Origin of the sequence: Streptomyces sp. NPDC058375, assembly GCF_042723425.1 — a bacterium.
Lineage (GTDB): Bacteria > Actinomycetota > Actinomycetes > Streptomycetales > Streptomycetaceae > Streptomyces > Streptomyces durocortorensis.
The window spans coordinates 1-20,646 of record NZ_JBHXJG010000129.1; the positions used below are offsets into that span (position 1 = coordinate 1).

The 20,646-nt window shown below is 71.2% G+C and carries 17 protein-coding genes, 1 tRNA gene and 1 pseudogene; 7 read left to right on the top strand and 12 right to left on the bottom strand.

Annotation, left to right across the window (positions count from 1 at the left end):
* Positions 1-30: 30 nt before the first annotated feature.
* The gene (locus ACFWM7_RS20895) at positions 31-2,109 is read right to left on the bottom strand and encodes a phosphocholine-specific phospholipase C (protein ID WP_383262771.1); all 2,079 of its coding nucleotides are present in this window, start codon (positions 2,107-2,109) and stop codon (positions 31-33) included.
* A 457-nt stretch (positions 2,110-2,566) separates the two neighbouring features.
* Positions 2,567-2,640 (bottom strand) — tRNA-Pro (locus ACFWM7_RS20900).
* Positions 2,641-2,766: 126 nt separating this feature from the next.
* Here ACFWM7_RS20900 and ACFWM7_RS20905 point away from each other — a divergent pair.
* Together ACFWM7_RS20905 and ACFWM7_RS20910 are read left to right on the top strand one after the other, a co-directional pair.
* The gene (locus ACFWM7_RS20905) at positions 2,767-3,492 is read left to right on the top strand and encodes a transketolase (protein WP_383262774.1); all 726 of its coding nucleotides are present in this window, start codon (positions 2,767-2,769) and stop codon (positions 3,490-3,492) included.
* 71 nt (positions 3,493-3,563) lie between these two features.
* A complete protein-coding gene (locus ACFWM7_RS20910; protein ID WP_383262775.1) occupies positions 3,564-4,466 on the top strand; it encodes a transketolase family protein in 903 nt (300 codons plus the stop codon).
* 43 nt (positions 4,467-4,509) lie between these two features.
* Here ACFWM7_RS20910 and ACFWM7_RS20915 read toward each other — a convergent pair whose 3' ends face one another.
* Positions 4,510-4,908: an MmcQ/YjbR family DNA-binding protein gene (locus tag ACFWM7_RS20915; RefSeq protein ID WP_383262776.1), complete on the bottom strand. Its 399-nt coding sequence runs from the start codon at positions 4,906-4,908 to the stop codon at positions 4,510-4,512.
* Between the two features lie 324 nt (positions 4,909-5,232).
* Here ACFWM7_RS20915 and ACFWM7_RS20920 point away from each other — a divergent pair, with 324 nt between their 5' ends.
* Complete coding sequence (locus tag ACFWM7_RS20920; protein ID WP_383262778.1) at positions 5,233-8,733, top strand: ThuA domain-containing protein; 3,501 nt, start codon at positions 5,233-5,235, stop codon at positions 8,731-8,733.
* An 8-nt stretch (positions 8,734-8,741) separates the two neighbouring features.
* A complete protein-coding gene (locus tag ACFWM7_RS20925; protein WP_383262780.1) occupies positions 8,742-9,614 on the top strand; it encodes a sugar phosphate isomerase/epimerase family protein in 873 nt (290 codons plus the stop codon).
* A 62-nt stretch (positions 9,615-9,676) separates the two neighbouring features.
* On the opposite strand, the pseudogene ACFWM7_RS20930 reads toward ACFWM7_RS20925, so the two are convergent.
* Positions 9,677-10,222 (bottom strand): annotated as a pseudogene (locus ACFWM7_RS20930) (epimerase); the annotation flags it as partial.
* Between the two features lie 35 nt (positions 10,223-10,257).
* Between ACFWM7_RS20930 and ACFWM7_RS20935 the strand changes: the two are divergent.
* Positions 10,258-10,443, top strand: coding sequence for a hypothetical protein (locus ACFWM7_RS20935; protein ID WP_383262781.1), 186 nt, complete (start codon positions 10,258-10,260; stop codon positions 10,441-10,443).
* A gap of 62 nt (positions 10,444-10,505) precedes the next feature.
* Here ACFWM7_RS20935 and ACFWM7_RS20940 read toward each other — a convergent pair whose 3' ends face one another.
* From ACFWM7_RS20940 to ACFWM7_RS20950, 3 genes are read right to left on the bottom strand one after another with little or no spacing between them, the layout of a single operon-like run.
* Positions 10,506-11,339: an ABC transporter ATP-binding protein gene (locus ACFWM7_RS20940; RefSeq protein ID WP_383262782.1), complete on the bottom strand. Its 834-nt coding sequence runs from the start codon at positions 11,337-11,339 to the stop codon at positions 10,506-10,508.
* Complete coding sequence (locus tag ACFWM7_RS20945; RefSeq protein ID WP_383262784.1) at positions 11,336-12,355, bottom strand: ABC transporter substrate-binding protein; 1,020 nt, start codon at positions 12,353-12,355, stop codon at positions 11,336-11,338. The genes ACFWM7_RS20940 and ACFWM7_RS20945 overlap by 4 nt, the downstream gene beginning before the upstream one ends.
* 56 nt (positions 12,356-12,411) lie before the next feature.
* Positions 12,412-13,275: an ABC transporter permease gene (locus tag ACFWM7_RS20950; protein ID WP_383262788.1), complete on the bottom strand. Its 864-nt coding sequence runs from the start codon at positions 13,273-13,275 to the stop codon at positions 12,412-12,414.
* A gap of 256 nt (positions 13,276-13,531) precedes the next feature.
* Here ACFWM7_RS20950 and ACFWM7_RS20955 point away from each other — a divergent pair, with 256 nt between their 5' ends.
* Positions 13,532-14,554: a LacI family DNA-binding transcriptional regulator gene (locus ACFWM7_RS20955; protein ID WP_383262799.1), complete on the top strand. Its 1,023-nt coding sequence runs from the start codon at positions 13,532-13,534 to the stop codon at positions 14,552-14,554.
* A 40-nt stretch (positions 14,555-14,594) separates the two neighbouring features.
* Here ACFWM7_RS20955 and ACFWM7_RS20960 read toward each other — a convergent pair whose 3' ends face one another.
* Genes ACFWM7_RS20960 through ACFWM7_RS20980 form a run of 5 tightly spaced genes read right to left on the bottom strand, consistent with a single transcriptional unit; the run spans position 14,595 to position 18,831 of the window.
* Positions 14,595-15,179, bottom strand: coding sequence for a GAF domain-containing protein (locus ACFWM7_RS20960; RefSeq protein WP_383262790.1), 585 nt, complete (start codon positions 15,177-15,179; stop codon positions 14,595-14,597).
* A complete protein-coding gene (locus ACFWM7_RS20965) occupies positions 15,176-15,799 on the bottom strand; it encodes an ATP/GTP-binding protein (RefSeq protein WP_205085615.1) in 624 nt (207 codons plus the stop codon). Before ACFWM7_RS20965 ends, ACFWM7_RS20960 begins: the two co-directional genes overlap by 4 nt.
* On the bottom strand, positions 15,777-16,148 hold the full coding sequence (locus ACFWM7_RS20970; protein ID WP_383262792.1) for a DUF742 domain-containing protein: 372 nt from the start codon (positions 16,146-16,148) through the stop codon (positions 15,777-15,779). The genes ACFWM7_RS20965 and ACFWM7_RS20970 overlap by 23 nt, the downstream gene beginning before the upstream one ends.
* Positions 16,149-16,150: 2 nt before the next feature.
* A complete protein-coding gene (locus tag ACFWM7_RS20975; RefSeq protein WP_383262795.1) occupies positions 16,151-16,585 on the bottom strand; it encodes a roadblock/LC7 domain-containing protein in 435 nt (144 codons plus the stop codon).
* A 5-nt stretch (positions 16,586-16,590) separates the two neighbouring features.
* On the bottom strand, positions 16,591-18,831 hold the full coding sequence (locus ACFWM7_RS20980) for an ATP-binding protein (protein ID WP_383262796.1): 2,241 nt from the start codon (positions 18,829-18,831) through the stop codon (positions 16,591-16,593).
* A gap of 342 nt (positions 18,832-19,173) precedes the next feature.
* Between ACFWM7_RS20980 and ACFWM7_RS20985 the strand changes: the two genes are divergently transcribed.
* Complete coding sequence (locus ACFWM7_RS20985) at positions 19,174-20,619, top strand: glyceraldehyde-3-phosphate dehydrogenase (protein WP_383262798.1); 1,446 nt, start codon at positions 19,174-19,176, stop codon at positions 20,617-20,619.
* Positions 20,620-20,646: the final 27 nt, after the last annotated feature.

The window sequence follows — 20,646 nt, forward strand, 5'->3', positions numbered from 1 at the left end:
CAGCCGTTCCACTGCGCCCCGCCCCGGTCCTCAGCCGGTGGCCGCAGCCGTGGCCGTGGCCGGGTCGCTGACCCCGGCGGCCCCCGTCTCGACATGACCGGCGAAGCGGCGCAGGAAGACCGGGTCGCCCTCGGCCGTGACGGACACGTCGTACCAGCGCTTGCCCGCGCGCAGGTCCACGGTGCGCGACACGGTGGCGCCGGGCCGGACGGTGACCGTCTGCTCCGCTCCCCCGTAGGCGTCGGCGTTGGCGAGGGTGAGCCGGACCTCGGTGTCGCCGCGGTTGGTGAGGGTCACGTCGAGGTTGCCGCTCCCGTCGTTGTGCCGCGCGGTGACCTCGGGTCCGAGGACGGAACCGGGGCTCCTGAACGTACGGAGGAAGCCGTTCGGGCCGTGGACCGTGAGGTCGTGGGTGCCGCCGGAGTAGGCGGAGTTCCAGGCGTCCGCCACCGTCCTGCCCGCCTCGGCGGTGTACGTCCACGGGGCGTCGGTCCGGTTGCCGGAGGTGACGTAGAACTGCGCGCCGGCCGCCGTCCCCGGGCTGAAGGTGAGCGCGATCTTCCCGGTGCCGGTGTCGACCGCGGAGTCGACGTACGGGGCGTACGGGAGCGGCCGGGCGGGGCGGCTGCCCGGCTCCTGCTTCGGCAGGGATCCGACGGCGGGCGGGGTGGGCCGGTAGTCGGGGTGCCGCTCGCGGTCCGGCGGCTCGTAGGCGGTGGTGTCCGGCAGGTCGTCCGGGGCGGGCTCGGTGGACGCGAAGTCGAAGGCGGAGGTCAGGTCGCCGCAGATGGCACGCCGCCATGGTGAGATGTTCGGCTCCCGCACCCCGAAGCGCTGCTCCATGAAGCGGAGCACCGAGGTGTGGTCGAAGGTCTCGGAGCAGACGTAACCGCCGGTGCTCCAGGGCGAGACGACCAGCATCGGGACGCGCGGGCCGAGTCCGTAGACACCGGGGCCGTACGAGGAGCCGCCCGCGTACACCTCGGTGGAGGTGTCGGCCGTGGACAGGCCCTGGTTCGCGGAGGTCGGCGGGTAGGGCGGTACGACATGGTCGAAGAAGCCGTCGTTCTCGTCGTACGTGATGAAAAGGGCGGTCCGGCTCCACACCTCGGGGTCGGACGTCAGCGCGTCCAGGAGACGGGCGATGTACCAGGCGCCGTAGTTCGACGGGAAGTTGGAGTGCTCGGTGAAGGCCTCCGGTGCGGCGACCCAGGAGATCTGCGGCAGCTTCCCGTTCTTGACGTCGGCGGCGATCCCGTCGAAGTAGTCGTCGCCGTCGGCCACGTTCGTACCGGTGCGCGCCTTGTCGTACAGCGGGTTGCCGGGCTGGGCGTTGCGGTACTCGTTGAAGTAGAGGAGCGAGTTGTCGCCGTAGTTGCCCCGGTAGGCGTCGTCGATCCAGCCCCAGCCGCCGGGCCCGTCCAGACCGTCGCCGATGTCCTGGTAGATCTTCCAGGAGACCCCGGCCTCCTCCAGCCGCTCGGGGTACGTCGTCCAGCCGTAGCCCTCCTCCTCGTTGCCGAGGACGGGCCCGCCGCCGGTGCCGTCGTTGCCGGTGTGCCCCGACCAGAGGTAGTAGCGGTTCGGGTCGGTGGCCCCGATGAACGAGCAGTGGTAGGCATCGCACACGGTGAAGCGGTCGGCGAGCGCGTAGTGGAAGGGGATGTCCTCCCGGGTCAGGTAGGCCATGGTCGTCGGCGTCTTGGCCGGAACCCAACGGTCGTAACGCCCGTCGTTGTACGCCTGGTGGCCGCCCGCCCAGTCGTGGTTGAGGCCCTGGAGGAACTGCATCCCCAAGTCGTCGGCGGTGGGATGGAACGGCAGGGTCTCCTTGCCCGCCCCATCGGCCTGGTGCCAGACGGACTTCCCGCTCGGCAGCGTCACGGGCCGCGGGTCACCGAACCCCCGCACGCCTTTCAGCGCACCGAAGTAGTGGTCGAAGGAACGGTTCTCCTGCATCAGGACGACGATGTGCTCGACATCCTTGATCGTCCCGGAGGCGCGGTGGGCGGGGATGGCGGCGGCCCGGTCGATGCTGCCGGTCAGGGCAGCGTATCCCGCCGTCGCACCGGCTATCTGGATAAAGCGGCGCCGATTCATATCAGCCATGAGTGAGGGGCCTCTTGGAGTGTGGGAAACAGAAGCGAACAGAGTGTTCCAAAAGAACCCAACAGAAAGGAAGGGGCCATGACGGCCCGGTGAATGGTGTGAGTACGCCCGCCCAGGGCGCTTCGGGCAGGCGGCGCGGGCCGGGGCCTCGCCAGGCGTACATCCCACAGGGCAGGTCGGCCAGGTCCACGGGATGGAACTGTACCGCCGGCGAGGCGACGGGGTGGAGCCCCCTGACCGCGGCCCGCAGGCTCCCCGCTGTGCGCGACGGCCGGGCGGGTCACGCGCCTCTGCACGGCGAGCTGAGGGAGAACGGCGGGGATGCCGCCAGGGACGCCGCGAAGATCACGCCCATGATGGCCGCGGACGCTGTGATGACCTGGCAGCCCGGGGCGGACGCGAGAAAGACCGGTCCCGGATTACTCCGGAATCGGCCTTCACCTACGACTCTCACGAGTCGGGACGACAGGATTTGAACCTGCGACCCCTTGACCCCCAGTCAAGTGCGCTACCAAGCTGCGCCACGTCCCGCTGCCCGCCTGACCTGGGGTTTCCCCTGGCCGAACGCGCATGAGAACAATACCGCACTCCGGCAGGTGGTCACCAACACCATTCCGCGCTTGACCTCGACCATGGTTGATGTTGAACGCTCGGATCATGACGAACACGACAGCCGCACCGCCCCTCGACCGCCAGGACGCCCCGGCCCCCGACCGCCAGGACCTCGCCCGCCTGATCGCCCTGATGACCGGCGACGAGAAGCACGCCCCCGCCGCCCATTCCACCCTCGACGCCCTGTGGGTTCTCTGCAACCGGGTGCTACGGGTCACTCCGGACACGGTCGACGACCCCGGGCGGGACCGCTTCCTGCTGTCCAAGGGGCACGGGCCGATGGCGTACTACGCCGTCCTCGCCGCGCACGGCTTCTTCGGCGAGGAGCTGCTGCCCGGCTTCGGAGCGTACGACTCGCCGCTCGGCCACCACCCGGACCGGCTGCTGGTGCCGGGGGCGGAGATCGGCAGCGGCTCTCTGGGGCACGGGTTGCCGCTCGCCGTCGGGACCGTGCTGGGGCTGCGCGCCCAGGGCGTCACCGACCCCCGCATCTGGGTCCTGATCGGCGACGCCGAGCTGGACGAGGGCAGCAATCACGAGGCCATCGCCCACGGCGGCCCGGCCGGGCTCGAACAGCTCCACACGCTGGTGATCGACAACGCGTCCGCCACCCACGGCTGGCCCGGCGGGATCGCCTCCCGCTTCGCGTCCGCCGGGTGGGCGGCGGTGACCGTGGACGGGCGCGACCACGAGGCGCTGTACGAAGCGTTCACCACACCCCACCCGGGCAGGCCGCTGGCCGTCGTCGCCCGTGTCGAACCGAACGGCTGAAGAACCACCGCACAACGGAAGCGCTCAAGAACCGAACCCCAGCGAACCGCGCCCCCGGGAGGGAACCCCTCATGGACACCATGCGTGACCGATTCATCAGCACCACCTCACAGCTCCTGGACGAGGAGCCCCGGCTCGCCGTCGTGCTCGCCGACATCAGCGCCGCCGGCTTCGCCCCGGCCCGGAGCGCCCACCCCGACCGGGTCGTGAACGTCGGCATCCGGGAGCAGCTGCTCGTCGGGGCCGGTGCGGGCATGGCGCTGACGGGCATGCGGCCCATCGTGCACACCTTCGCCAGCTTCCTGGTCGAGCGCCCGTTCGAGCAGGTCAAGCTGGACTTCGGGCACCAGGGGGTCGGCGGGATCCTGGTGAGCGCCGGCGGCTCGTACGACTGGCCCGCCGGGGGCTTCACGCACATGGCGCCCGGCGACGTCGCCCTCCTCGACACGCTGGACGGCTGGACGGTGCACGTGCCGGGCCATCCGGACGAGGCCGAGGCCCTGCTGCGGAAGGCGGTCACCGGCGACGACCGGGTGTACGTACGCCTCTCGCTCCAGGCCAACCGCCGGCCGCGGCCGGTGAGCGGCACGGCCGGGTTCACCGTGGTGCGTGAGGGACGGCGCGGGACCGTGATCGCGGTCGGTCCCATGCTCGACAACGTCCTCGCCGCCACCGAGGGGCTGGACGTGACCGTGCTGTACGCGACGACCGTGCGGCCCTTCGACGCGGCGGGGCTGCGCCGGGCCGCCGGTGCGACGACGGCTTCGGACGTGGTGATCGTGGAACCGTATCTGGCAGGCACCTCCGCCGCGGCGGCGGGCGAGGCGCTCGTGGACCTGCCGCACCGGGTGCTCGGGCTCGGCGTGGGCCGCGCCGAGCTGCGCCGGTACGGACAGATGGAGGAGCACCTCGCGGCGCACGGCCTGGACCCGCAGGGCCTGCGGGAGCGGATCACCGGGTTCCTGCGCCCCTGAGCGGCGAGCGCCCTGAGGGGATCCTGACGGCCGGCCCTCGGGATCAGCCGTCGCCCTCGCCCACCGCGCCCTCCCCCGGCGCGCTCAGCTCCGGGTGCGCCGCCGCCAGCCGGCGTGGGGCGGCCTGCCGCCAAGCGTCGGCGAGGATGGCGGCCAGCTCGCCCCTGTCCTCCAGCGCCGCCAGCCGGACGCGCATCCAGGCGTAGTGGTCGTCGTGACCCTCGCGGATGAAGAACTTCTCCGGCTCGGCGGCGATCAGCTCGGCGCGGTCCTCCTGCGGGCACTTCACGCCCATCGCCGTCTCGTCGTCGCCGAGCGAGGCGAAGATCTTGCCCGCCACCCGGAAGGTGGGCTGCCCCCAGGCGAGCTTCTCGGTGGTGTCGGGAAGGGACAGCGCGGCCGAGCGGACATCGGCGGCGGTGATCGTGGCGTCGGCGGTCATTCCGGCCTCCCCTTCGAGGGCCCGGCGGTGCGCTGCCGGGATTCGACCGTAGCGCCCGGCACCGACATCCACCCGCGACCGGCCGCCACCGCCGTCCGGCTCGGGCCGTGCGCCCTGCCCCAGCAAACCCGCGCCCCCGGATCCGTACGGGCAGGCTCACCCAGGTGGTGCGCCCCGCCCACGCAACCCCGTGCCTCGCCCGGCACGGCGGACTCTGCAGACCCATTGACCCCGTCCGAGGGCTGAACCTACTCTGAACGGCGTACTTCAGAAAGCGCTTTCTATCCATCCCGCAGTCGGCTTCTACCGCACAGGGAGCGCCCCATGAGACGCCGTTCGTTACGCCGGGCCGGCCGCGTCGGCCGATCCCCCGGCGGCCCGTCCCCCCTCATCGCCGTCACCTCGCTCCTGGCGCTGGTCCTCGCCCTGCTGGTGGCGTCACCGGCCGGCGCGCAGCCAGCGGCTTCGTACCGGGTGCTCGTCTACTCCGAGGTCACCAACTCCGATCACCCCTCGATCCCGGCCGGGGTCGAGGCCGTGAAGAAGCTCGGAGCCGAGCACGGCTTCGAGGTGGAGGCCACCGCCGACTCCTCGGTCTTCAACGACGCCGACCTCGACCGCTTCCAGGCGGTCGTCTTCAACAACACCAACTCCTCACCGGAGACAGGTGACTTGCTGAACGCCGAGGAGCGGGCCGCGCTCCAGCGGTACATCCAGGCCGGCGGCGGCTGGGTCGGACTGCACTCCGCGTCCGCCAGCGAGCGCGACTGGGAGTGGTACGAGGGCCTGGTCGGCGCGATCTTCGACAAGCACCCCACCCCGCAGACCGGCCGGATCAAGGTCCTCGACCACGCGCACCCCTCCACGCAGCATCTTCCCGACCTCTGGGAGCGCCAGGAGGAGTGGTACAACTGGCGCACCAACCCCACGTCCAAGGTGCACACCCTCGCCCAGATCAAGGTGCGCGACGGGATCGACGGGCTCGACGAGGGCGTGGACCATCCGTTCTCCTGGTGCCAGAACTACGACGGCGGCCGGTCCTGGTTCACGGCGGGCGGGCACGACAAGGCGTCCTTCGAGGAGGAGGCGTTCGTCCAGCACCTGCTCGGCGGCATCCAGTGGGCGGCCGGCGCCGCGGAGGGCGACTGCACCGCGACGCGCACCGGTTCGTTCCAGCGGACCCCGCTCGCCACGAGCGATCTGGCCGACCCGTTCGAGCTGGCCGTCGCCCCCGACCGCCGGGTGTTCTTCGCCCAGCGGACCGGGAAGCTGAAGGTGATCGACCAGGAGACGATGAAGGTCTCCACCGCGCTGGACTTCGCGTACACCCCGGAGATGACCAGCCAGTCGGACGGGCTGCTGGGCCTGACGCTCGATCCCGGGTTCGCGGAGAACAACTGGCTGTATCTGCTCTACTCCGACAAGGTCGAGAAGCGGCTGAACCTGTCCCGCTTCACCGCCGACGGCAACACCGTCGACCCGGCCTCCGAGAAGCGGCTGCTGACCGTGCCGACGCTGCGCGGCGAGGGCCGGGCCAACTCGCACATGGCCGGTTCGCTCGCCTTCGACAAGGACGGCAACCTGTACGCGGCGACCGGCGACAACACCGACCCGTTCGCCTCGGACGGCTTCACGCCGATCGACGAGGGCGAGGGCCGCCGCGCCTGGGACGCGCAGATGACCGCGGGCAACACCAACGACCTGCGGGGCAAGGTCCTGCGGATCACCCCGGAGGACGACGGGACGTACTCCGTCCCGGAGGGGAACCTCTTCGCCCCGGGCACGGAGAAGACCCGGTCCGAGATCTACGCGATGGGGATGCGCAACCCGTTCCGGATCACCACCGATCCGATCAGCGGAGCCCTGATGGTCGCGGACTACGGCCCCGACGCCCGTGAGGCGAAGGCGGACCGGGGTCCGGAGGGCACGGTCGAGTACACCCGTATCACGGAGGCGGGCAACTTCGGTTGGCCGTACTGCATCGGGGACAACACCCCCTTCAACGACTACGACTTCGCCACCAAGAAGTCCGGCCCGAAGTTCGACTGCGGGGCGCTGGTCAACGACTCGCCGAACAACACCGGTCTGCGGGAGCTGCCGCCGGCCCAGCCCGCGACGGTCTGGTACGCCTACTCCGCCTCGGCCGAATTCCCGGAGGTGGGCACCGGGGGCGGCGGCCCGATGGGTGGTCCGGTCTACGACTACGACCCGGACAACACCTACCGCACCAAGTTCCCCGAATACTTCGAAGGGAAGGCGTTGAACTACGAGTTGACCCGGCGCTGGTTCAAGACGTTCTCCTTCCAGAGCGAGGACCAGACCTTCACCGACCCCCGGTTCGACCCGGTGAAGGCGGGGGATCTCCAGTCGGTCAACGGCATCTTCGAGGACATGGAGTGGAACCAGCCCTTCGACGCGGACTTCGGCCCTGACGGAGCGATGTACGTCATCGACTTCGGCCTCGGCAGCGGCACCGGCCGCGGCGGCAGCAACGAGGGCGCGGGGATCTACCGGATCGACTACGTGGGCGACGGCCGACTGCCCGACGCCAAGATCTCCGTCGACCGGGACAGCGGACCGGACCCGCTGACCGTGGAGTTCTCCAGCGAGGGATCAGGCCTGCCCGGCGACCAACCGGTCGCCTATGCCTGGGACTTCGACGGCGACGGCACCACGGATTCGACCGAGGCCGACCCCTCGCACACGTACACCGCGAAGGGGCTGCACACCGCGCGGCTCACCGTGACCGGGCCCGACGAACTGACGGCGCTCGCGGTGCAGGACATCACGGTGGGCAACACCCGGCCCGAGGTGACGATCCAACAGCCGCCGGACGGCGGGATGTTCAGCTTCGGGGACACCATTCCCTTCACGGTGAAGGTGACCGATGCGGAGGACGACGAGAGCGGTCCGATCGACTGCTCGCGGGTCGTGGTGCAGTCGCAGCTCGGCCATGACACCCATCTGCATCCACTGGACAACTACACCGGTTGCACAGGGGAGATCGTCACGGACGCCGGGGACAGCCACGGTCCGGGACAGAACCTGTACTACGGGATCACCGCCCAGTACGAGGACAAGGGCGCCCCGGACGCCCCGGCGCTCACCGGCTCCACCTCGCTGACCCTGCGCACCTCCTTCCGTGAGGCCGAGCACCGCACGGAGACAGGCGGCGCCAACGGGGGCGTGGAGATCGGCAGTCGGGCCGACGCGTCCGGCGGGAAGCGGCTGATCGAGATCGAGGACGGCGACTGGGTCAGCTTCGACCCGGTGAACCTGAGACACGTCGACTCGGTGACGGTCGGCGCGTCCTCCGGCGGGCTCGGCGGCACGGTGGAGTTCCGGGCCGGCTCCCCCACCGGCGAGCTGCTGGGCTCGGTGGACATCCCGAACACCGGTGGCTACGAGAAGGTGATCTCCCCGACGACGGAGCTGAAGGATCCGGGCGGCTCGACCACGCTGTACGCGGTCTTCACCAACCCGGACTGGAGCCCCGACAAGGCCGATCTGCTCTCGGTCGACTGGCTGCACTTCAACGGACCGGGTGTGGAGAAGAAGGGCGGGACCAAGGTGACGGTGAAGGCCGGGCCCACGTCCGGCACCGCTCCGCTCACCGTGTCGCTGAGCAGCACGGTCAGGCCCGCTCAGGGCCGCACGATCGCCTCGTACCACTGGGACTTCGGCGACAACGTGAAGCCGACCGGGCCCGAGGGCGCGACGGCGACGCACACCTACGACCGCAAGGGCGCGTACACCGCGCGCCTGACGGTCACCGACGACAAGGGCGACACGACCACCGGCGCCGTCCGCATCGATGTGAAGTGAGGAGCGCCATGGATACGCAGCACGTGAACGGAGCCCGAAGAGCCTTTCTCGGTACGGCGTTGGGGGCGGTGGCGGCCGTCGGGCTGGGCGCGGTCCCGGCCGCCGCGACGGGCCGCCGGGGCTGCCGGCGCATCCCTCCGTCGGGGATCGGGATGCACCTGTACACCATGCGGACGCCGCTCGCGGCGGACTTCGCGGGGACGCTGGAACAGCTCGCGGAGATCGGGTACGCGACGGTCGGCGTGAGCGGCCGGCACGGCAACTCCCCTGCCGACATACGGCAGATGCTGGACCGAGTCCGGCTCAAGGCGGTGCTGGAGCACGTCGGCTACGACATCGTGACCGGCTCCGGGCTGCCGCAGGCGCTGGAGGACGTCCACACGCTCGGCGGTCAGTGGATCGTGGTGCCGAGCCTGCCGGGTTCACTGCACTCGCCGGACGGATACCGGGAAGTGGCACGGCAGTTCAACCGGGCGGGTCTTGCCGCCCGGGAGTCCGGGCTGAAGCTGCTCTACCACAATCACGGCAGCGACCATGAAGTGGTGGACGGCGTCAGCCTGTACGACATCCTGCTGAGCGAGACCGATCCGGAGCTGGTCGGCTTCGAGCTGGACCTGTACTGGGCGGCCGACGGCGGCTCCTCCGACCCGGGCGAACTCTTCGTCCGGCACCGGGGCCGCTTCCCCGCACTCCATGTGAAGGACATGGCGCCGAACGGGGACTTCGCGGACGTCGGGTCGGGGATCCTGGACTTCCCGGCGATGTTCGACACCGCGCGGCAGGGCGGGGTGAGGCAGTGGCTGGTGGAGCACGACGCACCGGCCGACCCGTTCGCCTCGGCGCGGGCCAGCTACCGGTATCTGTCCCGGCTGCGCTACTGACCGAGGCGTGCGCGGTCCGGCCCCGGCGTGCGGTACGGCGCCCGGGGCCGGGCCCCGTCGCCTCAGCGGTGGGCGGCGAGGAACTCCCCGTACCGGGCGAGGGTGGCGTCCAGCGCCTTCCGCAGCGGGGTGGGGGTGAGCCCGTAGGCCTTCTCGATGGCGGAGGAGTCGAGGATCTGCGGTTCGGGGTGCTGGTAGAACATCTCGGCATACTTCGCCATGAAGGTCTCGTCGAACGGGCCGAAGGGGCGGGGCTCGGCGAGGACGGTCACGTCGATGGGCCGGCCGGTGCGCTCCTCGACGAGCGCGAGGATCTCGCGGGTGGTGCGGGCCGGTGCGGTGGGCAGGTGCCAGACCCGGCCGTAGTCGTCCGGGGGTTCACCGAGGGTGGCGAGACCAGCCGCGACGTCCTCGATGTACGTGTAGCTGTGCGGCAGGTCGATGTCGCCGAGCGCGGGCACGGGCTGCCCGGTGAGCGCGGCGGGGAAGACCGCCCCGCCGAGCGTGGAGTTGAGGACCCCGGGCCCGACGAAGTCGGCGGAACGCCCAAGGACGACGGGGAGCCGGCCCTCGCGGTGGGCGGCGAGGGAGCGGGCGTCGAGGTCGGCCGGAAGTCCCTGCCCGGCAGCTGCCGATCCTCCGCGTGCTGCGGAACGACGGCGATCGGACACTCCCCGAGGCGCGGGCGCTGCTGGAGCTGATACTCGGCGGTGGCCATCACGGCACCGGGCCCGAGATCGAGCTGCTGGCGCGGAGACTGCGCGCGGTCGGCGTCGCGGCCGAAGCGGTGCGGGCTCAGCTCTCCTGCCCGGCGCGCCACGACCCGTAAACGCGCCGGTGCCGGGCAGGAGAGCCTGCCCGGCACCTGCACCTCGCCCCGTACGCCGCCGCTCAGTCGTGCGCGGACACCGCCCCCAGCAGATCGCGGATGTGTGCCGCCGCCGCCCGGAACTCCGGGCGGCCCAGCGTCTCGCTGTAGTCGCGCTCGGCAGGCAGGCCCACCTCGATGATCTCCGTGACGGTCCCGGGGCGCGGGCTCATCACCACCACCCGGTCGGCCAGGTACACCGCCTCCGAGATGGAGTGGGTGACCAGCAGGACCGTGGTGCCGGTGGTGCGCCAGATGCGGTTCAGCTCGGTGTTCATCTGCTCGCGGGTGAGGGCGTCCAGCGCGCCGAACGGCTCGTCCATCAACAGGACCGGCGGTTCGTGCAGCAACGCCCGGCAGAGCGCGACGCGTTGCTGCATCCCGCCGGAGAGCTCGTGCGGGTAGGCGTCCTCGAAGCCGGTCAGTCCGGTCATGCGGATCAGCTCGTCGGCCCGGCCGCGCGCCTGCGCCGGTTCCATGTGGCGGATCTCGGCCTGGAGCAGGATGTTGCGCAGCGCCGAGCGCCACTCCAGCAGGGCCGCGCGTTGGAAGACGTAACCGATGTCGTGCCGGGGCCCGGTGACGCGCTCGCCGCCGAGCAAAACCTCCCCCGAGGAGGCGGTGAGCAGGCCGGCCACCAGTTTGAGGAGCGTGGACTTGCCGCACCCGGACGGTCCGACGATCGCGACGAACTCGCCCGGCGCCACGTCCAGCGAGACGTCGCTGAGCGCGGTGACGTCGCGCTTCTTGCTGCGGAACCGGACCGCCACGTCCGCGAGCCGGACCCCGGCCGCCGGGCCGGCCCCCGCGGCGGCGGACGGGGCGCGCGGGGTCGTCTGCTGCTTCGGCATCGTCATCCCTTCAGCGCCGTCTTCGTGTCCCAGTAGTCCCCGACGGCCTTCGGCTTCGTGACCATGCCGGCCTCCGCGAAGACGTCGATGGTCTGCTGCCAGTCCGCCTCGGTGTTGACGCCGGGCGCCTTGCCCTCGGTCGCCGCCGTGTGCAGCAGGGTCAGCGTCGTCGCGAACTGCTCGGACAGCACGGTCTTCGGCGGCAGTTGCTCTGATGCCCCCTCCATCGCCGCGACGGCCGGTTCGGGCGCCTTCGCGGCGGCCGCCCAGGCTTCGCTGGACGCCTGCACCATCCGCTGCGCCACATCCGGCTTCGAGGCGAGGATCTTCTGGCCGGCGAGCAGCCCGTTGGAGTAGAAGTTCAGGCCGTGCTCGGAGAACCGGAGGTAGGAGACCGGCTTTTTGGCCTTGTTCTGCATGGTCGGGCCCTGGTCGCTGGCGTAGCCGAGGAGCCCGTCGGTCTTGCCGGAGATCACCGCGGCGATCTTGCCCGCCGGGTCGGTGTTCTGGACGGTGACATCCGATTCCCCGATGCCGTTCTTCTTCAGGAATATCGGGAAGGTCTTCGACAGCGCGTCCCCGGCCGTCCCGGCGATCGTCCGCCCCTTCAGGTCGCCGGGGCCCTCGATGCCCTTCGCGTCGAAGGACTGCACGGAGGCCGGTGTGGTCTGGAGGAAGACGCCGAGGCTCTTCACCTTCACGCCTTGGTCGACGCCCGCGAGCAGGGCCGGGGTGTCGGCCCAGCCGAAGTCACTCTGCCCGGCGGCCGTCGCCTGGACGGTCTTCTGGGAGCCCTGGCCCGCCCGGATGTCCAGGTCGATGCCGTGCTTCTCGAAGATCTTCTGCTGCTTGCCGTAGTAGAACGGCGCGTGTTCGCCGTACGGGTACCAGTTGAGCGTCAGCGTGACCTTGTCCAGCTTCTTGCCGGAGTCACTGGTACTGGTCGACGCGTCCTCGCCGCCGCAGGCGGTGGCCACCAGGACGAGGGGTACGACACCGATCAGGAGTCTGCGCGCATGCATGGGCTGGCCCTTCTCACAAGGAGGTCGGTACGTGGTGGCGGTCGCCGGTGCGTGGTTCAGAACGTGGTGGTGGCCCCGGTGTCCCGGCGGCTGGCGTGCCACGGCAGGAGCAGCTTCTCGGCGATCTCGACGACGACGAACAGCACGACGCCGATCAGCGACATCACCAGCAGCCCCGCGAAGAGCATCGGGGTGTCGAGGTTGCCGTTGGCCTGGAGGATGACGTAGCCGAGGCCTTCGTTGGCTCCGACGAACTCGCCGACGACCGCGCCCGTCACCGCGAGGGTGACGGCCACCTTGAGTCCGGAGAACAGGTGCGGCAGCGACGCCGGGAAGCGGATCTTCACGAAGGTCTGCCAGGGCTTCGCCCCCATGGTGGCGGACAGTTGGAGCATCTCCGGGTCGACCGCCTTGAGCCCGGTGACCATCGAGATCACCACCGGGAAGAAGGCGATGAGCACGGCGATCAGGATCTTGGGAGCGATGCCGAACCCGAGCCACACCACGAACAGCGGGGCGATCGCGATCTTCGGCACGACCTGGGCGAAGAGGAGGATCGGGTAGAGCGTGCGCTCCACCGTCGAGGAGTAGACCATCACGACCGCCGCGAGCACACCGACGGCGACCGCGATGACGAAGCCGAGGAGCGTCTCGTACGTCGTCACCCAGGTGTGCTGCCAGAGGTATCCGGCCTTCGAGGTCAGGACGTCGAGCGTCGCCCCGGGCGACGGCACGAGATAGGCCTCGATCAGTTCTGCGGCCGCGATCACCCACCAGACCACCAGGGTGGCCAGCAGCAGGGCGAGGGGCCGCCAGCTCTGCTCCGCCGCCCGGGCGAGCCGCTCCCCCGCCGTGGGACCGGCCCTGCGGGCGACCCCCGCCACATCGGCGGGGCGCTTGGTAAGCGCGCTCTGGCTCACGGTGAACTCCCTGGACTTCGGGGGCAGTTGTGGAGAGCTGTGCAATGCTGCGATGCTGCGGACCCGAACCGTGAAGGCGCTTTCAGAAAGCGCTTTCTGGTAAGGTGCCGCCACGCTAATGACTGCTCCCGCGCACGGTCAAGAGGTCGTCCCGAAGTTTCGGGGCCCTGCCACCACCGCACCCCTGGGGGTCGAGTTGAGTGAACGGGAAACACCGGTCCACCCCGATACGCGACGACGGGCCCCCGCCGCCCATGTGACGCTCGACGCGGTGGCGCGCGAGGCGGGCGTCTCGCTCGCCACCGCGTCCCGGGCGCTGAACGGCACCACCCGGGTCCGCGACGATCTGCGCGGCCGGGTCCGCGCGGCGGCCGATCTCCTCGGCTACATCCCCAACGCCCATGCCCAGGCCCTCGCGAGCCCCGAGGGCAACCGTACGGTGGGGCTGATCTGCCACGACGTGGGCGACCCGTATTTCGCGGGCATCGCCAGCGGGGTGATGCGCGCGGCCGCCGAGCAGGACCTGCTGGTGATGCTCGCCTCCACCTTCCGGGAACCGGCGCGGGAGATCGCGTACGTCTCGATGCTGCGGGCCCAGCGGGCGCGGGCCATCCTGCTGATCGGCTCCGGCTTCCAGGACCGGGCCTGGGAGCGGGCGATGGACGCCGAGTTGGAGCCGTACGTCCGGGCGGGCGGCCGGGTCGCGGTGGTCAGCCGGCACCGGTCCATGCGGGTGGACACCGTTCAGCCGGAGAACCGGGCCGGGGCGGCGGCGCTCGCGGCCTCGCTGGTGGAGCTGGGGCACCGGGACTTCGCGGTGCTCAGCGGTCCGCCCGAACTGACCACGGTGGCCGACCGGTTGGCGGGATTTCGGGAGGGTCTCGCCGCCGCCGGCATCACCCTTCGGCGGGTGGTCCGGGGCGCGTTCACGCGGGAGGGCGGGCACGCGGCGGCCTGTCAGCTGCTGGCCGCCGGGGGCGCACGGCCGACCTGTGTGTTCGCGGTGACCGATGTGATGGCGGTCGGCGCGCTCGCCGCGCTGCGGGAGGCCGGCGTGCGCGTCCCCGAGGACATGTCGCTCGCGGGGTTCGACGACATCCCCGTCGTACGGGAGGTGTCGCCGCCGCTGACCACGGTGGCGCTGCCGCTCACGGAGATGGGCGAGCAGGTGATCGCCCTCGCGTTGCGGACACCGTCCGGGGCTGGGCGCTCCCGGGTCCTGCGGATCGAGGGGAACGTGGTCCTGCGGGGCAGTACAGGTGCGCCGCCCGGGAGTTGACCGCCCGCGCCGCACCGCCAGGGGGGCGGGGGCGGTGGTGTCAGACGGTGCGGTGGCCCTCCCGGTCGTCGATCTGGCGGACGAGTTCATGGGCGAGCGACTTGATGGTGTCGAGGCCGGCCCGCCCCCAGGGGCGTGGCACGGTGTCGACGGCACAGACGGTCCCCAGCGCGATGCCGGTGCGGTCGATCAGCGGCGCCCCGAGGTAGGAGCGGATGCCTATGTCGTCCACCACCGGATTGCCCGCGAAGCGCGGGTAGTCGCAGACGTCGTCCAGGACGAGGGCCTTGCGCCGGACGAGGACGTGCGGGCAGTAGCCGTGGTCGCGGGCCATGTACCGGCTGCTGCGGTTGCTGCCCGCCGCTGCCGAACCGAGGTCCTGGCCACCGCGGTTGCCCGCCGGGGTGTGCAGGCCGGCGAAGAACTGCCGGTTCTCGTCGATGAAGTTGACCATCGAGAAGGGCGTGGCGGTGACTTCGGCCACCTTGTCGGCGAAGGCGTCGAAGTTGTCGTAGGAGGCGTCGGGGCGTTCGCCGAGGTCCAGTTCGCGCAGCCGCTGTGCGCGGGCCGGGCCGTGCCGGTCGGTGGGGGTGAGGAGCATCCGGCCGGTGGCGAAGGATGTCACGGGTGGGCTCCGAAGGTCTGGAGTGGGGCGGGGGCCGAGGTGGCGTTGATGAGGTGCTGTACGAGCGTGACGAGGGCGCCCGTGCCTGAGCTGGCGATCCGGGCGTCGCACAGGACGACGGGCACCTCTGGCCCCAGGTCGAGCGCGGAGCGGACCTCGTCCGGTTCGTAGCGGTAGGCGCCGTCGAACTCGTTGACGGCGACGATGAATCCGATGCCGCGTCGTTCGAAGAAGTCCACCGCGCCGAAGCATTCGGCGAGGCGCCGGGTGTCCGCCAGCACCACCGCTCCGAGCGCGCCGTTGGAGAGCTCGTCCCACATGAACCAGAAGCGCTCCTGGCCCGGTGTGCCGAACAGGTAGAGCACATGCTGCTCGGAGAGGGTGATGCGGCCGAAGTCCATGGCGACGGTGGTGGACGTCTTGGACTCGACGCCCTCCAGGTTGTCCGTCCCCACACTGCTCTGGGTCAGCAACTCCTCGGTGGACAGCGGGGCGATCTCGCTGACCGCGCCCACGAACGTCGTCTTGCCGACGCCGAATCCGCCGGCGACCAGGACCTTGAGGGCCACGGGGAAGAACTCGGAGGTTCCGGTGCGGTCAGAGCTGTCGTCGTAAACCATCGAGCACTGCCTCCAGCAGGGATCGGTCGGTGGGCATGTCGTGGAAAGCGGGAGCGTGCGCGGTGACCGCGCCGCAGGCGACCAGGTCGGAGAGGATGACCTTGGCGACGACCGCGGGCAGCCGGAGGTGTGCGGCGATCTCGGCGACGGACATCGGCCCTTCGCACATGCCGAGGGCGATGGTGTGTTCCGGGCCGAGCGGAACGTCCGGCTCGATGCCCGTGGCCATGATCAGGGACAGCAGGTCGAACGCGGTGGACGGCCGGGTGCGGCCGTTGCTGATCGTGTACGGGCGGATCAGCCGGCCGGCCGCGTCGTCGAGCAGGGGCCCGTCCTGCGGGGCCGGCATCCTCAGGTCCCCGGGGTGAAGGGCGCCCCGGCCGACTGCCGCAACGGGGTCGTCAGGTAGGGGCGGACGCTCTTGACCAGCATCGCCATCTCGTAGCCGAGGACCGCGGCGTCCGCCTCGCGCCCGGCGAGGACGGCGAGGCAGGTGCCGGATCCGGCGGTGGAGACGAACAGGAGCGTGGAGTCCAGTTCGACGACCACCTGCCGGACGTCCCCGTTGTCCCCGAACCGGGCCCCGGCGCTGCGGCCCAGCGAGTACAGACCGGCGGCGAGGGCGGCCATGTGGTCGGCGCTGTCGGGGTCCATGCCGTGCACGGATTTCACCAGCCCGTCGGCGGAGAGCAGAACCGCGCTACGTGTGTAGGGCACGCGTTGGACCAGCCCGCTCAGCAGCCAGTCCAGGTCCGAGACCTGACCGGACGGCATATCGCTCGTCATGGTGTCTACTCCTTGAAGGTGGTGTCTTTGCGGGGTTCCGGGACGGCCTGGCCCGGCAGGAAGGACTCGGCCGCGAACGCTCCGGGCTCGCCCGCCGCGCGTTCGTGGGCGCCCTCGGCGTGGGTGCCGCGCTGGTACGCGGCGGTGTCGTGCGGGTACGCGTCGGGCGGGTAGCTGTCCGGTACGGGCAGGCCGGCTGCGGGCAGCGCGTGGTCCGGCCGCGACGCCCCGGCCGGGCCCGGGCGGTCGGGCGGGGCGGTGGCACCGCGTACGGGCAGGGGCGAGAGGGACTCCAGGGGGGCGTCGAGCGCGGTCTGCCCGCCGGTCCCGGTGCCGCCGGGGTTCCCGTATCCGGTGTCGGGGCTCTCCTCCTGGGCGTTCTGCGCCTCGGCGAGGTCGACGCCGCGCCGGAAGGCCGCCATGAGGCCCGGGTCGTGCAGGGCGTGCTCGTCCTCGACGCGCGGGGCGGGTGCTTCCCGGAGCTGCGGGACGAGGCTTTCCTGGTTCGTCCGCTTGGGCAGTTCGGGCCGGGCGGGCGGCGGGGTCGAGTGGTCGCGCTCGTGGACGACTGCCGGCGTGGGCCGGCCGTCGCGCTCGTGGACGACGGTCGGTGCGGGCAGGTCCTCGCGCTCGGGCGGGGACGCGGGCGGTGCCGGCCGGTCGATGCGCTCGGCCCGCAGCGGGAGGGGCGGGGCCTCGCCCGTGGGCGGCTGCGGGCGGCCGCTCCGCCGGTGGCCGGGTGCCTGGTGCGGAACGCCTGCGGACGCCTGGGGCGTGGAGGCCCGGGTCGTCGGCGTCCGGGGGCCGGGGGCCTGGGCCGTCGACGTCCGGGGCCCGGATGCCGCCGGCGTCTGGGCGGCGGGTGCCTGGGCCCTGGGCGTCGGGGCCGGGGCGGCGGACCTGGGCGTGCCGCTCCTCGGCTGGGCGGGGGAGGCCGCGGCCTCGACGGGTGGCCGGTGCACGGCGCCGGGGGGCGGTACAGGCACGGCGTCGGGTGACGGCGGGGCGTCGGGATCGGTCCCGAGCAGCGCCTGCGGGAGGACCAGCACCGCCTGCGTACCGCCGTAGATGTTGCTCTGGAGGCGGACGGCGATGCCGTGGCGGCGGGCCAGGGCCGAGACGACGAACAGGCCGATCCGGCCGTCCTGGAGGAGATGGGCGACGTTGACCTGATCGGGGTCGGAGAGCAGTGCGTTCATCCGCTTCTGCTCGTGGTCCGGCATCCCGAGACCGCGGTCCTCCACCTCCAGGGCGAGCCCGGCGGTGACGTGCTGGACGCGCAGCAGCACCTGGGTGTGCGGGGCGGAGAACACCGTGGCGTTCTCGACCAGTTCGGCCAGCAGGTGGATGACGTCGGCGACGGCGTGGCCGCGCAGGGTGCCCTCCATCGGCGGGACCAGCTTGACCCGGGGGTACTGCTCGACCTCGGCGATGGCCGAGCGGAGCACCTCGGTCATGGTGACCGGGTTGCTCCACTGCCGTCGGGAGACGGCTCCGCCGAGGACGGCGAGGTTCTCCGCGTGGCGGCGGATCCGGGTGGCGAGGTGGTCGACGTGGAAGAGGCCCTTGAGGAGGTCGGGGTCCTCGACCTCGTGCTCCAGCTCGTCGAGGATCTGGATCTCGCGGTGGACGAGGGACTGCAGCCGTCGCGCGAGGTTGACGAAGACCTCGACCTTCTGTTCGTTGCCGGCGCTGCTGAAGAGCTGGGACGCCTGGATGACGGCGGCGACGGAGGCTTCCTGGGCCCGGGCCATCTCCTGTCCGAGCAGGTCGAAGGCATCGGCCCCGGGGGCGGGGGGCTGCGCCGACCGCCGGGCGGCGACGGCCTCCCCGTTGCGGAGCTGTTCCATCACCCGTTGCAGCTCGGCCTGGCCCTGGGCGCTGGCGCGCCGAAGTGCGAGGGCCCGGTCGAGCACCTGGCCCGCCACCCGTGTGGCGCCGAGGTAGGCGGCCGCGACGGCGGCGACGGCCAGGGCGCCCGATCCGCCGAGCGCCGCCCAGAGGCTGGGCGACGAGCCGACGCCTCCGGCGCGGACGGTGAAGATGACGGCCGCGGCGCCGCTGAGCACCGCGGCGACGGCCGGGAGCAGCGCGGTCCGCAGCAGCTGGGGCCGGATGCGGGCGTCAGGGGAAGGCCCTGCGGCGCGCGGCCTGCTCGGGGCCGAGTGGCCGCGCGTGCCGGGGCGGCCGTGCCGCCCGCCCTCACGGCGGTCCGGTCGCGCGTCGGGTGCGCGAAGTTGAGACATCAGCGTCCTCGATACAGGGGGCACCGGGGATCGGCGGTCGTGCCGGCGTCCATGCGGTGGCCCCTACGGTGGTCGGTCAGGCGCGGGTCATCGGTCGAGCAGGCCCGAACGTCATGAGCCCACCGTTGATCACCGGGCACACACGGTAGTCGTCAATGACGTATGCGCGACGGCCAGTTGTCGAACTTGCCCGCCATCCGTCCCACTCTGGTATGAGCCGTCGCACGCGCGCCCGATTGCGCAGCGTTGGCCCTCGGTTTACCCGCAGGTAAGGCACCCCCCGAGGGGACAGGAAGGCGGCCGGTTACCATATGAGCGCCGCCTAGCTCGAAAGATAAACTTGTGACTGTCAATGACGACTCGTTCACCAACTGGATGCACCGCGAGGAGATCGCGGAGTCGATGATCCCGATCATCGGGAAGCTGCACCGCGAGCAGGACGTGAACGTCCTGCTGCACAGCCGCTCCCTGGTGAACAAGTCGGTGGTCAGCATCCTCAAGACGCACCGCTTCGCCCGGCAGATCGCGGGCGAGGAGCTCTCGGTCACCGAGACGATGCCCTTCCTGAAGGCTCTGACGACGCTCGATCTCGGCCCCTCCCAGATCGACATAGGCATGCTGGCCGCGACGTACCGGGCCGGCGGCCACGGGCTCTCCATCGAGGAGTTCACCGCCGAGGCCGTCGCCGGCGCGACCGGCGACAACAAGATCGAGCGGCGCGAGTCGCGCGATGTCGTGCTCTACGGCTTCGGCCGCATCGGACGGCTCATCGCCCGCCTGCTCATCGAGAAGGCCGGTTCGGGCAACGGCCTGCGCCTGCGGGCCATCGTCGTCCGCAAGGGCTCCGGCCAGGACATCGTCAAGCGCGCTTCGCTGCTCCGGCGCGACTCGATCCATGGCCAGTTCCAGGGCACGATCACCGTCGACGAGGCCAACAGCAAGATCATCGCCAACGGCAACGAGATCCGGGTGATCTACTCGGACGACCCGACGACGGTCGACTACACGGCGTACGGCATCAAGGACGCCATCCTGATCGACAACACCGGCCGGTGGCGCGACCGCGAGGGCCTCTCCAAGCACCTCCAGCCGGGCATCGCCAAGGTCGTGCTCACCGCGCCGGGCAAGGGCGACGTCCCCAACATCGTGCACGGCGTCAACCACGACACGGTCAAGCCGGACGAGCGGATCCTGTCCTGCGCGTCCTGCACGACCAACGCGATCGTCCCGCCGCTGAAGGCGATGGCGGACGAGTACGGCGTGTTGCGCGGGCACGTGGAGACCGTCCACTCGTACACCAACGACCAGAACCTGCTGGACAATTACCACGGCTCCGACCGCCGTGGCCGGTCGGCGGCGCTCAACATGGTCATCACCGAGACCGGGGCCGCCTCGGCCGTGGCCAAGGCGCTGCCCGAGCTGAAGGCGCCGATCACCGGCAGCTCGATCCGCGTCCCGGTGCCGGACGTCTCGATCGCCATCCTCAGCCTGCGCCTGGAGCGCGAGACCACCCGCGAGGAGGTCCTCGACTACCTCCGCAACGTGTCGCTGGCCTCGCCGCTCAAGCGCCAGATCGACTTCATCAGCGCGCCCGACGCGGTCTCCAGCGACTTCATCGGCTCGCGCCACGCCTCGATCGTCGACGCGGGGGCCACCAAGGTCGACGGCGACAACGCGATCCTCTACCTCTGGTACGACAACGAGTTCGGCTACTCGTGCCAGGTCATCCGGGTCGTCCAGCACGTCTCCGGCGTGGAGTACCCGACCTACCCGGCTCCGGCGGTCTGACCCCGGCGAGCTCGTACGGTACGAAGC

Coding starts and splice junctions, on each gene's coding strand:
- ACFWM7_RS20895 (WP_383262771.1), bottom strand. CDS start 2,109: ATGGCTGATATGAATCGGCGCCGCTTTATCCAGATAGCCGGTGCGACG.
- ACFWM7_RS20905 (WP_383262774.1), top strand. CDS start 2,767: ATGACGAACACGACAGCCGCACCGCCCCTCGACCGCCAGGACGCCCCG.
- ACFWM7_RS20910 (WP_383262775.1), top strand. CDS start 3,564: ATGGACACCATGCGTGACCGATTCATCAGCACCACCTCACAGCTCCTG.
- ACFWM7_RS20915 (WP_383262776.1), bottom strand. CDS start 4,908: ATGACCGCCGACGCCACGATCACCGCCGCCGATGTCCGCTCGGCCGCG.
- ACFWM7_RS20920 (WP_383262778.1), top strand. CDS start 5,233: ATGAGACGCCGTTCGTTACGCCGGGCCGGCCGCGTCGGCCGATCCCCC.
- ACFWM7_RS20925 (WP_383262780.1), top strand. CDS start 8,742: ATGGATACGCAGCACGTGAACGGAGCCCGAAGAGCCTTTCTCGGTACG.
- ACFWM7_RS20940 (WP_383262782.1), bottom strand. CDS start 11,339: ATGACGATGCCGAAGCAGCAGACGACCCCGCGCGCCCCGTCCGCCGCC.
- ACFWM7_RS20945 (WP_383262784.1), bottom strand. CDS start 12,355: ATGCATGCGCGCAGACTCCTGATCGGTGTCGTACCCCTCGTCCTGGTG.
- ACFWM7_RS20965 (WP_205085615.1), bottom strand. CDS start 15,799: ATGGTTTACGACGACAGCTCTGACCGCACCGGAACCTCCGAGTTCTTC.
- ACFWM7_RS20970 (WP_383262792.1), bottom strand. CDS start 16,148: ATGCCGGCCCCGCAGGACGGGCCCCTGCTCGACGACGCGGCCGGCCGG.
- ACFWM7_RS20975 (WP_383262795.1), bottom strand. CDS start 16,585: ATGACGAGCGATATGCCGTCCGGTCAGGTCTCGGACCTGGACTGGCTG.
- ACFWM7_RS20980 (WP_383262796.1), bottom strand. CDS start 18,831: ATGTCTCAACTTCGCGCACCCGACGCGCGACCGGACCGCCGTGAGGGC.